General features: G+C 62.6%; 12 protein-coding genes. 10 read left to right on the forward strand and 2 right to left on the reverse strand.

Going from position 1 to position 14,576, the window contains the following annotated elements; translation table 11 throughout:
- The first annotated feature begins 255 nt into the window (after positions 1 to 255).
- The 5 genes from AC1ECK_RS04185 (at position 256) to lpdA (ending at position 6,392) form a co-directional block, all read left to right on the forward strand.
- A complete protein-coding gene (locus AC1ECK_RS04185) occupies positions 256 to 615 on the forward strand; it encodes a hypothetical protein (protein ID WP_480316161.1) in 360 nt (119 codons plus the stop codon).
- 585 nt (positions 616 to 1,200) lie between these two features.
- Positions 1,201 to 2,442 carry a thiamine pyrophosphate-dependent enzyme gene (locus AC1ECK_RS04190; protein ID WP_480316163.1) on the forward strand — a complete coding sequence of 414 codons (1,242 nt, stop codon included), beginning with the start codon at positions 1,201 to 1,203 and terminating at the stop codon, positions 2,440 to 2,442.
- 2 nt (positions 2,443 to 2,444) lie between these two features.
- Positions 2,445 to 3,497: an alpha-ketoacid dehydrogenase subunit beta gene (locus tag AC1ECK_RS04195; protein ID WP_480316165.1), complete on the forward strand. Its 1,053-nt coding sequence runs from the start codon at positions 2,445 to 2,447 to the stop codon at positions 3,495 to 3,497.
- 1 nt (position 3,498) lies between these two features.
- A complete protein-coding gene (locus AC1ECK_RS04200; protein WP_480316167.1) occupies positions 3,499 to 4,980 on the forward strand; it encodes a dihydrolipoamide acetyltransferase family protein in 1,482 nt (493 codons plus the stop codon).
- Between the two features lie 2 nt (positions 4,981 to 4,982).
- Positions 4,983 to 6,392, forward strand: coding sequence for a dihydrolipoyl dehydrogenase (gene lpdA, locus AC1ECK_RS04205; protein WP_480316169.1), 1,410 nt, complete (start codon positions 4,983 to 4,985; stop codon positions 6,390 to 6,392).
- Between the two features lie 115 nt (positions 6,393 to 6,507).
- Here the strand turns inward: lpdA and AC1ECK_RS04210 are convergent, their stop codons facing one another.
- Positions 6,508 to 7,569 (reverse strand): HAD family hydrolase, encoded by a 1,062-nt coding sequence (locus AC1ECK_RS04210; protein ID WP_480316171.1) that lies wholly within the window; start codon positions 7,567 to 7,569, stop codon positions 6,508 to 6,510.
- 345 nt (positions 7,570 to 7,914) lie between these two features.
- On the opposite strand from AC1ECK_RS04210, the gene AC1ECK_RS04215 reads away from it, so the two are divergent.
- The 5 genes from AC1ECK_RS04215 (at position 7,915) to AC1ECK_RS04235 (ending at position 13,559) form a co-directional block, all read left to right on the forward strand.
- Positions 7,915 to 9,612, forward strand: a complete 1,698-nt coding sequence (locus tag AC1ECK_RS04215; protein ID WP_480316173.1) for a glycosyltransferase — start codon at positions 7,915 to 7,917, stop codon at positions 9,610 to 9,612.
- Between the two features lie 117 nt (positions 9,613 to 9,729).
- Complete coding sequence (locus tag AC1ECK_RS04220; RefSeq protein WP_480316176.1) at positions 9,730 to 10,422, forward strand: class I SAM-dependent methyltransferase; 693 nt, start codon at positions 9,730 to 9,732, stop codon at positions 10,420 to 10,422.
- 23 nt (positions 10,423 to 10,445) lie between these two features.
- Positions 10,446 to 11,642, forward strand: coding sequence for an aminotransferase class I/II-fold pyridoxal phosphate-dependent enzyme (locus AC1ECK_RS04225; RefSeq protein ID WP_480316178.1), 1,197 nt, complete (start codon positions 10,446 to 10,448; stop codon positions 11,640 to 11,642).
- The gene (locus AC1ECK_RS04230) at positions 11,639 to 12,838 is read left to right on the forward strand and encodes a DegT/DnrJ/EryC1/StrS family aminotransferase (protein WP_480316180.1); all 1,200 of its coding nucleotides are present in this window, start codon (positions 11,639 to 11,641) and stop codon (positions 12,836 to 12,838) included. Before AC1ECK_RS04225 ends, AC1ECK_RS04230 begins: the two co-directional genes overlap by 4 nt.
- A 1-nt stretch (position 12,839) precedes the next feature.
- On the forward strand, positions 12,840 to 13,559 hold the full coding sequence (locus AC1ECK_RS04235; protein WP_480316182.1) for a WbqC family protein: 720 nt from the start codon (positions 12,840 to 12,842) through the stop codon (positions 13,557 to 13,559).
- A gap of 6 nt (positions 13,560 to 13,565) precedes the next feature.
- Here the strand turns inward: AC1ECK_RS04235 and AC1ECK_RS04240 are convergent, their stop codons facing one another.
- Positions 13,566 to 14,552, reverse strand: a complete 987-nt coding sequence (locus AC1ECK_RS04240; RefSeq protein ID WP_480316184.1) for a hypothetical protein — start codon at positions 14,550 to 14,552, stop codon at positions 13,566 to 13,568.
- Positions 14,553 to 14,576 lie beyond the last annotated feature (24 nt).

Here is a 14,576-nt window from a genome sequence, read left to right on the forward strand (position 1 = left end):
AGCGGCAAACACAGGAACAGTGCCTGCCGATGCCGCCGAGCTGACGAGAAACTGCGGTGAGCTCCAGAACACCAGAACAACACTCACGGGTGCTCACCCATCTCCGCGCGTGGCGACTGCGCGTCACATAACCTCCGACAGTACGTTTGGCCCATTCAGCTTCAAGCACACCCCATCTAACCTTGTGCTGCGAGCGCGGTTCACACAAAGCATCCAGCGCTCGCCATCAAGTCAAACTTTATTTTGGAGGTGTTTATGCCTGCATTGAAGATAGAGAAAGTCGGCGGTCTTTGGACCGCGTCCGTCCCAGATTCGAACGTCCACTACCAGTTTCTCGGCGCGCGCGAATCGGATCAAGAACCGAACTTGCACCAGTTCGTCGCCGCAATCGACGATGGGAGGAATGCGCTCATCGCGGGGGCTTCCGAGATTTTCGTACTCCCACCGGGGGTAACGGCCACCGCGGCAATCGATTCCCTATTCACTACCACTGATTCCCTGAATTATGAGGGGCGGCCGATCTGGAGTTGCGTCGGAAACGACACGCTGCTCGACGATCACCACGACGTCGCGGAAGTTTTGCGAAGGGCGCTGCGCGGCGAGTACGCGGGCTAAATCCTCGCAGCGACGGGTGCGGTTAGTTGACCGCGGTGCAGCGGATTTATCCGCTGCTTCGGAAGTTCGACCGGTGCCGCTCGGTCGTCGGATTTAAGGACGTTCTGCATCAAATCGACACGAACCAAGTCGATGCGACTGCTCTTTGAAAAAGCATGCCGCCCACCGGCGAGGTGTATTTCGACAGCCTGTGAGGGCATCACTCGTCCCCAAGGAGCGTTTACGCCTCACAAACCCAAAGCCAACCCCTCCGCCTCGTCCCGAATCCGCCCCAACATCCGCCGCCTGATAAGCCCACTAACCGGCCGAATCAGATACCAATAAGGCGCAAATCTCCGCCGCACCTCATCAGTCGGACAAAACACCCGCGTCTCAGTACTCAAAACCACCGCCCTCGCCACCCCACCCGCCATGGCAAACACGCTCACCCCGAATGAGCGCATCGAACATCGAACCCCTTTCCCAGATTGCCTAAACTCATAAGAGACCAGCGCGCGCTACAACGCGCGCCGGCGCGGCGTTCGTCCGGCTACCCCGGGCGAGCAGCCTATCAGCGTGAGACACAATCAAGCGTGGAGACACACAATGAGCCCAACGAGCCAGCCTGAGCCGTTGCGTCTGCATGTGCCGGAGCCAACCGGGCGCCCTGGCCGCAGAACCGACTTTTCCTACCTGCATCTTTCCCCCGCCGGCGCGGTACGCAAACCGCCAATCGACGTCAGCCCCATCGAAACCAGCGACCTCGCGCGCAGCCTCGTGCGCGTCCTCGACGATCAAGGCCACGCAGTCGGCCCCTGGGCTCCGGATCTCACTGACGAGCAACTGCTCGCCGGCATGCGTGCCATGCTCAAGACGCGCATCTTCGATGCCCGCATGCTGATCGCCCAGCGCCAGAAAAAAATCTCGTTCTACATGCAAAGCCTCGGCGAAGAGGCGATCGGCGCGGCCCAGGCCATGGCCTTGCGGCGCGACGACATGTGCTTTCCGACCTACCGGCAGCAGAGCATCCTGATGGCGCGCGAAGTGTCGCTGGTCAGCATGATGTGCCAGTTGATGTCGAACGAAGCGGACCCGCTCAAAGGCCGCCAGTTGCCGGTGATGTATTCCGACCGTGAAGCCGGCTTCTTCTCGATCTCCGGCAACCTCGCCACGCAGTTCATCCAGGCGGTGGGCTGGGCGATGGCTTCGGCCATCAAGGGCGACACGAAGATCGCCTCGGCGTGGATCGGCGACGGCGCGACCGCCGAGTCCGATTTCCACACCGCGCTCACCTTCGCCCACGTCTATCGCGCTCCGGTCATCCTGAACGTGGTCAACAACCAGTGGGCCATCTCGACCTTCCAGGCCATCGCCGGTGGCGAAGGCACGACCTTTGCAGGGCGCGGCGTCGGCTGCGGCATCGCCTCGCTGCGCGTCGACGGCAACGACTATCTCGCCGTGTACGCGGCCTCGTGCTGGGCGGCGCAGCGCGCCCGCCGCAACCTCGGGCCGACGCTGATCGAGTGGGTCACCTACCGCGCAGGCGCGCATTCGACCTCCGACGATCCCTCGAAATACCGCCCCGGCGACGACTGGAGCGATTTCCCGCTGGGCGACCCGATCGCGCGTTTCAGGAAGCACCTCAACGCGAAGGGCATCTGGTCGGATCAATTGCACGACGAGCTGGTGGCCTCGCTCGAAGCCGAGGTCATCGCGGCGCAGAAGGAAGCCGAACAATTCGGCACGCTGAACGACGAACGCTTTTGGAGTCCGGCCACCATGTTCGAAGATGTCTATAAAGACATGCCGGAACACCTGCGCCGTCAGCGCCAAGAACTGGGAGTATGAACATGGCGGAATTCGACACGATCAAAGAGACGAACTCGGCCACCAAACCGATGACGATGATCCAGGCGCTGCGCTCGGCGATGGATGTGATGCTCGGGCGCGACGACAACGTCGTGGTGTTCGGCCAGGACGTGGGCTATTTCGGCGGCGTGTTTCGTTGCACCGAGGGTCTGCAGGCGAAGTACGGCACCTCGCGCGTGTTCGACGCGCCGATCTCCGAAGGCGGCATTGTCGGCGCGGCGGTCGGCATGGGGGCGTACGGCCTGCGGCCGGTGTGCGAGATCCAGTTCGCCGACTACTTCTACCCGGCGTCGGACCAGATCGTCTCCGAGGGGGCGCGCTTGCGCTATCGCTCCGCAGGGCAATTCACCGCACCGATGACCATCCGCATGCCGTGCGGCGGCGGCATCTACGGCGGCCAGACGCACAGCCAGAGCCCCGAGGCGATGTTCACCCAGGTCTGCGGATTGCGTACGGTGATGCCTTCGAATCCGTACGACGCCAAAGGACTCCTGATCGCCTCCATCGAGAACGACGATCCGGTGATCTTCCTCGAACCCAAGCGGCTCTACAACGGACCGTTCGACGGCCATCACGAACGGCCGGTCACGTCGTGGGCGAAGCATCCGTCGAACGCGGTGCCCGAGGGCTACTACACCGTGCCGCTCGATACGGCGGCGGTCGCGCGCCCCGGCAATGCGGTGACGGTGCTGACGTACGGGACCACGGTCCACGTGTCGCTCGCGGCGGCGGAAGAAACCGGCATCGACGCGGAGGTGATCGACCTGCGCTCGTTGTGGCCGCTCGATCTCGACGCCATCGTCAAGTCGGTGCGCAAGACGCGGCGTTGCGTGGTCGTCCACGAGGCGACGCGCACCTGCGGCTACGGCGCGGAATTGGTGTCGCTTGTGCAGGAGCACTGCTTTTACCATCTGGAAGCGCCGATCGAACGGGTCACCGGCTGGGACACGCCGTATCCGCATGCGCAGGAATGGGCCTATTTCCCCGGCCCTCGCCGGGTTGGGGAAGCACTACGACGCGTGATGGAGGCCTGAGATGGGTGTGCACATAATCAAGATGCCGGATATCGGTGAAGGCATTGCAGAAGTGGAACTCGGCGCCTGGCACGTCGAAGTGGGCCAGATGGTCAAGGAAGACGGACCGCTCGCCGACGTGATGACGGACAAGGCCGCGGTCGAGATTCCGTCGCCGGTCGCGGGCAAGGTGATTGCGCTTGGCGGCAAGGTTGGGGATGTGCTGGCGGTCGGCAGCGAGTTGATCCGTCTGGAGGTGGAAGGCGAGGGCAATCTGAAGCCGGATGCGGCAGCGCAAGGAGCGAGTGGAACGAAAGGCGCGAACGGAACGAATGGAGCGCATGGGGCCACTGACTCTAACGGAACACACAGCGCCAATGGTACGCACGACGCGCAAAACGCTGCGGCGGCGAGCAGCGCGGCTGCCCAGCAGCACGGGAACGAAGCGAACGTGGCATCCGCATCTGCAGCCGCGGGTGGTGCCGTCGCTCCGGCTACACCCGTGGCAACCTCGGCGCCACGCCCGCGTGACGAATACACCGCGTCTACTTCAGCGACGCCAGCCACGTCCTCCACATCCCGCGCGTTAGCCACAAATCAGCCCGCGCTTGTCCGCCAGCCCGACGAACGTCCGCTCGCATCACCGGCGGTCCGTCAGCGTGCATGGGACATGGGCATCGAACTGCGCTTCGTGCACGGCACCGGCGAAGCAGGGCGCATCCTGCATGCGGACCTCGACGCCTACGCACAGAATCGCGGCGCGACGTCCTCGCCGTTGCAGGCACGCTCGGGTTATGCGGAGCGCCTCGACGAAACCGAGGTGCCCGTGATCGGCATGCGGCGCGCCATCGCCCGCAAGATGCAGGAGGCCAAGCGACGCATTCCGCATTTCAGCTATGTCGAAGAGATCGACGTCACCGAACTCGAAGACCTGCGCGCGCAACTGAACAAGCGCTGGGGCGAGGCACGCGGCCGTCTCACCATGCTGCCGCTGCTGATTCGCGCGATGGTGATCGCGCTGCGCGACTTCCCGCAGATCAACGCGCGCTTCGACGACGAGGCCGGCGTGGTCACGCGTTATGGCGCGGTGCACGTCGGCGTCGCCACGCAGACCGACGCGGGCCTGACCGTGCCGGTGCTGCGTCACGCCGAGACGCGCGACGTCTGGTCGATGGCGGCCGAGATCGTGCGGCTCGCCGAAGCGGTGCGCAGCGGCAAGGCCAGCCGCGATGAACTGGCGGGTTCGACCATCACGATTTCCAGCCTCGGCGCGCTCGGCGGGATCGTCTCGACACCGGTCATCAATCATCCCGAAGTCGGCATCGTCGGCGTCAATCGCATGGTGGAGCGCCCGATGATCCGCGATGGCGCCGTGGTGGCACGCAAGATGATGAATCTGTCGTCGTCGTTCGATCACCGGGTCGTCGACGGTATGGATGCCGCCGAGTTTATCCAGTCGGTTCGAGCGCTGCTGGAGCAACCCGCGCTGCTGTTCGTGGAGTGAGCATGAGTCAGATTGAGAACACAACCTTGCTGGTCATCGGCGGCGGGCCGGGTGGCTACGTTGCCGCAATCCGCGCCGGACAGCTCGGCATTCCGACCGTGCTGGTCGAGCGCGAGTACCTGGGCGGCACCTGTCTGAACATCGGCTGCATTCCGTCCAAAGCCCTGATTCATGTGGCCGAGGAATTCGACAAGACCTTGCAGTACGCGGAAACTTCGCCGCTCGGCATTCGTGTCCGCGCGCCGGAGATCGATATCGAACGCACGGTGGCTTGGAAAGACGGCATAGTGCAGAAACTGACGCGCGGTGTCGGCGCGCTGCTCAAGAAGCATGGCGTCAAGGTCGTGCAAGGCGAGGCGCGCGTGATCGACGGCAAGACGGTGGATGTCACCACGAGCGGTCAAGCGCAAGATGAGCGCGTCCGTATTCACTGCGAGCACCTGCTGCTGGCGGCCGGCTCTGAGCCTACCGCGCTGCCGTCGATGCCGTTCGGCGGCAAGGTGGTGTCGTCGACGGAAGCGTTGTCACCTAAGACGCTGCCGAAGCGTCTCGTGGTGGTCGGCGCGGGCTACATCGGCCTCGAATTGGGCACGGTGCACCACAAGCTCGGCGTCGAGGTGAGCGTGGTCGAGGCGCTGGACCGCGTTCTGCCCGCCTACGACGCCGAACTGGTCAAGCCGGTGGCCGATGCCCTCACGCGCAAAGGCGTCGCGGTGCTGCTCGGGCATAAGGTGCTGGGCCTCACCGCCGACGGCCATGCGGTGCGTGTCCAAGACCGCGAAGGCGGCGAAAAGGCGTTGCCGGCCGATCAGGTGCTGGTGGCGGTAGGCCGTCGTCCGCGCACGCAGGGCTGGGGGCTGGAGAGCCTGCAACTCGATCGCAACGGTGCCGCGCTACGCATCGACGATCAGTGCCGCACCTCGATGCGTGACGTGTGGGCGATCGGCGATCTGGCCGGCGAGCCGATGCTCGCGCATCGTGCGATGGCGCAAGGCGAGATGGTGGCGGAGCTGATTGCCGGCAAAGCACGCCGCTTCGTACCGGCGGCGATTCCTGCGGTGTGCTTCACCGATCCGGAAATCGTGACCGCGGGGATGTCGCCGGCCGACGCGCAAGCGGCCGGTCTCGACTGCGTGAGTGCGTCGTTCCCGTTCGCGGCGAACGGCCGCGCGATGACGCTCGAAGCCACTGACGGTTTCGTGCGCGTCGTGGCCCGTCGCGACAACCATTTGGTCGTCGGTTGGCAGGCAGTGGGACGGGGTGTGTCGGAACTGGCTGCGGCGTTCTCGCAGTCCATGGAGATGGGGGCGCGTCTGGAGGACATCGGCGGGACCATCCACGCGCATCCGACGCTAGGCGAAGCGGTCCAGGAAGCGGCGTTGCGTGCGCTGGGGCACGCGCTGCACATTTAAGCTGACCGGCGATCGAGTCCTAAGCAGCAAGGTGCCGGCTTCATCCCGGTGCCTTGCCCCGACCGTCCATGTAGCGATGCAGCAACGCACCCGCACAGCGCGCGACCGCCCCGCTTCATTTACCAGACGCCGCCGCCGCGTCCTCGCCCTTGAACACCGAGCGCCAATCGTCCTTCATATCGACGATCAGCCACCCCTTCACGTTTGCCTCTTCCAGCCCCTTATCCAGCTTGCCGGTGTGCGCCGTGCGGTCATACGCATACTCGCGCTGCGCATCCGTGTGATGCACGAGCGCCGCAAACCGCGGCCCGTCGCCTGAGGTGGTCCATTCGAGCATCGGCAGATCGGCGTCCGAGTTTCCAAACGCCATCAACGGCCGCCGTCCGGCTACGGCCTGAATCGTCTGCGGCTTCGTCGTGCCGTCGTTGAGGGTCTCGACCTGTGCGAGCCGCGTCAGCGTTGCCGCGCCGTTCGCCGTCCCGTACTGATAGCGGACGGTGCTGCCGATTACCTCATCGGGCGGCACGCCGTACATGCTCTGCGAGATCGCGCGAATGAACTCGACGCTGTCTGCCGACACGATATAAGTCTTGAAGCCGTTGGCGTGCAGGTAGGCCAGCAATTCGACCATCGGCTGATAAGCCAGACCGCTATAAGGACGGTTGAAGCGCGGATCGCTGGCGCTGTCGAACCAGTCATGCACGATCGACGCAAAACTGTCCGTCGTCATCCCTGCGTGAGTGGCCGCCAGCAGTTTCATCGAACCTGCGTCGCCGCTGTTGGCCACGCTCTTCAGATTGCCCCGCAGGATCGAGCGGTACGGCTCTTGGCGCTTCCATTCCGGATGGCGCACCGCGAGCGTCTTCACCCGTTGCAGCGTAAACACGAGCTGCACCGGAGCCGGCTGTTCGGGCCACAGCGTTCCGTCCAGATCGAAGACCGCGATCCGCTCCGCACGCGGCACGAAGTCCTTCGACTCCGGCGTCGTCACGCGCGTCACAAAGTCGACAATCGAGCGTTCCGCCGGCGTGTCGTTCCATGCGGTGAGCGTGGCATTCCCGGACGCTGCACGGGCCGGCCGGGCGGCCTGGGTGTTGCTGGAATGCGGTGTGGTGGTGCAGGCGCAGAGAGCGGCGACGGTCAAGCCGATCCAGCGTCTGCGCATCAAGCCAGTCATGAGAGCCTCGTTGGTATGTGATTCATGCGGCGCGTCATGCTTCGCCATTTTTATTTCGCGCCTACTAGATATCACATTCCGGGAGTTTGTTTAATGGTCTGTCTCGCATTTCGTCGACCGTAAGCGGGTCCGTGCCAAGCGCGGGAGGCTCGTCTGGCCGCCTTGCACCCGAAATGCACCCCAAACTAGCGCCTGTTTTCCGAATTGAAGTGCGCCCACCGGGCGTAATCTCCATCAGTCAAAAGAGGAGCGATGCCCGTGAGCGGCCTTGCCGCCCTCGAGCAGACAATCGGCCGTTGCCCGCCTGGCGGACAAATCTCGGCCGACTACAGGAGATTTCGGTTAATGCCAGTCGTCAGTATTCTGATCCCCGCTTACAAGCGTCAATACCTCGAGCGTGCCATCACCAGTGCACGAGCCCAGACTCTCCAGGACATCGAGATTCTGGTCGGGGATGACACAGCCGACGCAGCGCTGGCGGACCTCGTTAACGGAATCGGGGATCCGCGCATCCAGTACTTTCATCATGGCTTTGGAAAGGGCTCCCGGAATTGCCAGGCGCTGTGGGAGCGTGCGCGCGGCAAGTATGTCAAGTGGCTGTTTGACGACGACTTGCTGATGCCGGGTTCGGCTGAAGCGCTGGTTATGGCGTTGCAGGCGAATCCCGATGCTGCGATGGCTTTCCATGAGCGCGTCTTTATCGATGGCGACGACAACATGACGTCGGCTCCGCCGCAGATGCTCAAAATCGGGCAGACGGTTCGGCTCGATCGGGCGTTTCTCGTCCACCGTATGGTCGGCGAGGCGAGCAACTTCATCGGCGAGCCGAGCAACGTCATGCTCGATCGCGAGCGCTTCGACGGGACGCGCCTGTTTTTCTACGGTTCCTCGCAACTCGGCTTTCTCGGTGATGTAGCGACCTACCTGAATGCGGCAGAATACGGCCCGGTTATCGCGGTGGGCGGCTATATGAGTGCGTTCCGACAGCATGCGAACCAGGCTTCCGACAGGCTGAGCCCGCATGTCAGCGCCGGCATGTACGAATGGGAGCTCATAATCCGCAGCGAAGCGGCGGCAGGGCGTTTGAGCCCCGCTGCCCTCGACGGCGCCCGTCGGCGCCTCGCGCTGCTCTACAAGCTCTGGGGCGGTCCGTTTCCTGAGATCGCTCGCTTTGCCGCCAATCTTGACGAATTGCTTGAACTTGAACCTTCCAAACTGCTCGAGTCTGAGCGGTTCCAGCGCGATCTGGCACATGCGCGTACCGCGCTCGCGGCGCGTATCGCCAACAGCAGAAAGAGCAAGAGTCCGCAGCAGAGCACGTGCGCCGTGTGCGAGAGCCCTGTGGGAGGGTGGCTACCCCATCCCGCGCTGAATAGCGACCGTGCTTTTATGAAACAGGTTGGTTCGGTTGGCTCGACGCTTGAGCGCCACTTCTGTCCGAATTGCGGCTGTAACGACCGCGAACGGCATCTCTGGCTCTACCTTGGCCGCACGAAGCTGCTCGCGGACGCTTCGCAAAAGCGCATTCTGCACGTTGCGCCTGAGCGCGGGCTCGAGCATAAGATTCGCGCGCTGCAGCCGCTCGAGTACGTCACGGGCGATCTGTCGCCGCAACGCCCGGACCAGCGGAAGATCAACGTCGAGAAGCTCGACTTTCCCGACGGCTATTTCGATCTTGTGATCTGCAATCACGTGCTCGAGCATGTCGACAGGCCGGATGCGGCGCTGGCCGAATTCAAGCGTTGCCTTGTGCCCGGCGGACATCTGATCGCGCAAACACCTTATTCGCCGATGCTTAAGTACACGTTCGAGCTGACGACCCGGCCCGACGAGGACTTTGCCACCCGATACTTCGGCCAGAACGATCACATCCGGCTGTTCGGCATGGATATCGTCGAGCGTTTCCGCGCGGCAGGCCTGAACGGCGATCTGTATCCGCATACGACCGTGCTTGGTGACATCGATGCGGATAGCTGGGGTTGCAACGCACGCGAGCCGTTCTTCCTGTTCGCCAACGGTGCGGCGCCGACGTTCCCTTGCTGATGAAACGCGGCGCGAAATAGCGCCAAAAACCGATTCTGTTTCGCTGATTGATACAGGGCATCCGTCGTTAAGCTCATATCGGCGCTCAGTTTTCCCTTTGAAAGTGGCCTGCCTCGCATGGAATATCCAAAATCCGATTACAAGGAGTACCCGAAGCTCCTCCCGCCGGACGACCTGTGGGGGCAGGTGCGCCGCACGGTCTATGGCAAGCCGGTATCTGACGAGCAGATCCAGATGATCGTCGATTCGATCCGGGCCGGCCTCGCATTGACTGGCGATGACCGGCTGCTCGAACTGGGCTGCGGCAACGGTGCACTTTCACATTTCCTGTTCGATGGCTGCGTCGAATATCTCGGCGTCGATTTCTCGGACTATCTGATTTCGGTAGCACAGCGCAAATTCCAACGGCCGGGTTTTGCATTTGCCGCGAATGATGCGATCGCCTATTTGCGGGCCGAAACCGAGCCTGCCCGCTTCAATAAGGTGCTGTGCTACGCAATGTTGTCGTATTTCTCGGATGAGCAGGCGCAAGTCCTGCTGACCGAACTTGCCATCCGCTTTACCGGCATCACCACCCTGTTCATTGGCAACCTGCCGGACCGTGAGCTCGCGTATCGGTTCTTCCCCGAAGGCAAGGACTTCAGCGCTGAACTCGACGACCCGGCCTCGCAGATCGGCCAATGGCGCTCGCCGGCGCAGCTCGAAGCGCTCGCAGCCCGAGTGGGGTGGACCACACGTATCGAACGGATGCCCGATGCTTTTTATCAGTCGCACTACCGCTATAACGCCGTGCTCGAACGTGCACGCTAATCGGATCGGGGAGTAACGGTTCCATGTTCAGCAAGACCCAGCCTGCGGATCTCGCAGTCTTCGGCGGGCCACCTGTGTTCGAGACGATCCGGTCGATCTCCAACCTGGTTCAGCCTGACATCGAGCAATTCCTGGCGTATTCCAAGGTGTTTTATGAGGCGCGTCAGTACACCGACCACGGGCGGGTCGAGCAGATGCTCGAGCGGCGCCTCGCCGAGTTTCACCAGGTTGAGCATTGCGTGTCGTTCGCCGGTGGCTTCTGGGGCCTGGTGCTCGCGATGAAATGCCTGGCGTTGCCTGGAAAGACTGAAGTGGTGATGCCGTCGCTCACCTATCGGCGGCTTGCGGACATCGTGGCGTGGGCGGGACTTGTTCCGCATTATTGCGAGGTCGATCCGGTCAAACTTTCGATTACGGCGGAAACGGCTGCGCCGTGCATCAACGAGAACACCGCACTGATTCTCGGCGTGCACCCGATCGTCAACTGTTGCGACGTCGATGGGCTTGAACAATTGTCGGCGCGCACGGGCATTCCGCTGCTGTTCGACGCAGTGGAGTCGGTGTACGAATCGTATCGAGGACGCAAAATCGGCTCGTGCGGCAGTGCCGAATGCTTTTCGATGCAGTCGAGCAAGCTGTTCAACGCTTTCGAAGGCGGTTACGTCACCACCAACGACGCCGCGCTAGCGGCACGCTTGCGTGACATGCGCCACTTCGGCCTCAAGGCTGATGGCGCGCTTGACGACGTCGGTATCGACGCGAAGCAAAACGAAATTCACGCCGCGATGGCGCTGGCCGCGATCGACGACGTAGACGCGCAGGTGCTGCGCAACCGGGATCGTTACCACGCCTATCGGCGCCTCATGCCTTCAGTGCCCGATCTGCGGCTCCTTGAGTTCGATGAAAGCGAGCGTTGCGGCTACAAGAACATCGTCGTCGAACTGCTGGACCACTGGCCTGTGAGGCGTGACCGTCTGCTGGCGATCCTGCATGCCGAACACATGCTGACGCGCCCCTACTACTTTCCGGCGCTGCATCAGAAGCGCACTGAATATCCGACGGTGGCGGGCGACCTGAGCGCGACCGAACGCCTGGCCGAGCGATTCCTGATGTTGCCATGCGGTCATTTCGTCGACGAGTCCGACATCGAGGCAATCGTGTCGCTGCTCGGTTTCGTTCACCAGCACGCGGCTGAAATCAACGAACGTTTCCCGACATGAACACACGCGCCCACACCCACGGCGACCTGGCGATCTTCGGCGCGGCGCCGGCGCTGTCCCGCCCGTTGTCGCTCGGCCAGCACAATTTCCCGAGCTGGGAGCGCTACGAAGCCGCGTTTCGCGACATCTTCGCGCGCCAGTACTACACCAACCACGGCCCGCTTGCCCAGGCACTCGAAGCACGCCTTGCGCAGATGCTGAATGTCGGACACGCGATCTGCGTGACCAATGCGACGATTGCCCTCGCGCTCGCGGCGCAGGCGCTGGGCTTCAAGGGTAAGGTGATTGTGCCTGCCTTCAGCTTCGTCGGCACCGCACAGTCGCTCGCGTGGGCTGACGTCGAGGTGGCGTTCTGTGACGTGTCGCGCGAGACTGGGCATCTCGCCCCGGAAACCGTCGAACCGCTGCTGCAAAGCGATGACATCGGCGGTATTCTCGCGGTCAACCTGTGGGGCGACGCAGCCGATGTCAGGGGCCTCCAGCAGCTTGCGGACAGCTACGGTGTGCCGCTGTATTTCGACTCGGCACAGGCTTTCGGTTGCGAGATCGAGGGCAAGCCGGTCGGTGGCTTCGGCCGCTTGGAGGTGATCTCGTTCCACTCGAGCCAGATTCTGAGCGCAACAGAAGGCGCGGTTATCTGCACCAATGACGACGATCTTGCCGCACACATTCGCAACATACGCAGCAACTACGGAATGGGCCACCCAGTACCAGTCGGCAAGACCGGCAATGGTCGATTGTCGGAAGCACAGGCCGCCATCGCCCTGATGAATCTGGATGACCTGCCGGTGCTTATCGAGCGCAACCGGCAGGCCTTCGACATGTACGCCGCGCTGCTCGCGGATGTGCCGGGGCTGCGCCTGCGCAAACCCCAGCAGGTCAGCAAGAGCAATTACCAGAACGTCGTCTGCGAGGTGGACTCGAACCTGTTCGGTCTGTCACGCGACGCCTTGGTTGCCGTGCTCCGCGCAGACAATATCGAGGCCGCGGGCGACCGCGGACTCGGCGCACGGCGCCACGATGACGCACGTGCTGATCACGCACTGCCGAACACAGCGCAGCTTTGCGAATCGATCCTGCAGTTGCCGATCGGAGCACAGGCGGACGCGGCGAGCATCGAGCGCATCGCGGAAGTGATTCGCCTCGCTCAACGCCATGCGGCGCACGTTGCCGGGAAGCTCGGATTCGGAGCCTGATGTGAAGCTGGGCATCATGCAGCCGTATTTTTTTCCGTATCTGGGCCACTTTGCCCTGATCGCCCACGTAGACGCGTGGGTGGTATTCGACGTCACGCAGTACACCCCCAAGACGTGGATGAACCGTAACCGGGTTCTGCATCCGAAAGAGGGCTGGAATTACGTCAACGTACCGCTGACCAATTCGTCGATCTCGATCCGTACGAACGAGGCACGCGTGCTCGATCTCGCCGAAACGCGCAGCAATGTACTCGGCAAGCTCACTCACTACAAACGTAAGGCGCCCTACTATCGGGCCGTAGAGGCGCTTGTCGAGTCGACCATGGCGAACTCCGACGATCCATCGCTCGTACACCTGAATGTGCGTGGCTTGCGTGCCGTGTGCGAGTACCTCGGATTGCCGTTCGATTACCGGATCTGCTCGGACCTCGATTTGCCCCTGCCTGAAAAGATGGCACCCGGCGAATGGGCCCCCGCGATTTGTTCGATGCTCGGGGCGAGCGGCTACATGAACCCGGAGGGCGGTCGCGAACTGTTTGCGCTGGAGGATTTTGCCGCGCGCGAGATCTCGCTGGAATTTCTGTCGTTCAAAGGATTCGTCTATGAAACGAACCCTTATCAGTTTGAAGCCGGTCTTTCGATTCTCGACGTGCTGATGTGGAATTCACCCGAGGTGGTAGTGGACGCGATACGAACCGGCACGACCCTGCTGCCGGCCTAAGTCTATTCACCGCCGGCCTTCGATAGCCGCGCGCAATTCGGCCACCACTAAGTCGATCTCCTCGTCGCCGTAGCGCTGGTCGCACGGTAGCGCCAGACACTCGTTCGCCAGACGGAACTCGAGGTCCTCTGGTGTGCCGCTCGCACCCCGCATGTTGGGCCAATACCGGGCGACAAATATCCGCTTGGCCGCGAGCGCCGCATGCAGGTCATTGCAGCCATTCCAGAATGGATAGCTAAGCGGCGCGTGGATGGCGTCGTTACCAAGCGGGAACTGATTTTCGCCGCCGAGCAGTTGATGGTACCTGCTGAAGTTGTGGTTGCGACGCGCGATCGCTGCGGGATAGTCGATGTGTTCAAGCAGGCGCTGGGTCAGTGTCGACATGCGCTTCGGGGTCTGGCTTCGCAGAGTGGCCCGTGCGGCGCGAATCCCTTCATATCCCGCTTCCGCCCCTTGATCGATCCGGATGAGCAACGGTGCAAAGCGGTCGATCGAGCCGGTATCCTGTTCCTCGGGCAACGCAACCGGAAGCTGGGTGACAAGATACCCACCGTCTGGGATGCCAAAGAACTTGCGCGGCGAATACAGGGTCGCGAGGCACTCGCGCGGTGACGCAAACAGGGCTTGTGAGTTGTCGACCACAACCCGCTCGCGGGGAAACCGGGCGAGCACCCGTTCTATGCGGCTATCGCACAGCCCATGGTAGTTGACGTAGAGGAGCCAGTCGTTCTCACCGAGTTCAATGTCGTCGGCAATGCCCAACTGCTCGTCTATCCGATACCGATGCACGGGAATGCCCGCCATGGCCGGCGGTTCAAGCATCGTTTTGCAGTTGTACCAGGGCATCCATATGCGCTGTGGCCGCCCCGCCTGGAGCAACGCTAAGAACGCGGCGCGAGCGGACTGGAAGCGTAGTGCGTTGGGATAGAGTTCACCGTGACCGGGCGGCAATTCCAGTTCGAAGTATCCGCCAATGGCGTCGCGCTTCCTCATGTCGATTCCGGCCTAAGGCATGTT

It is taken from the genome of Paraburkholderia sp. SSBN10T (assembly GCF_056619545.1).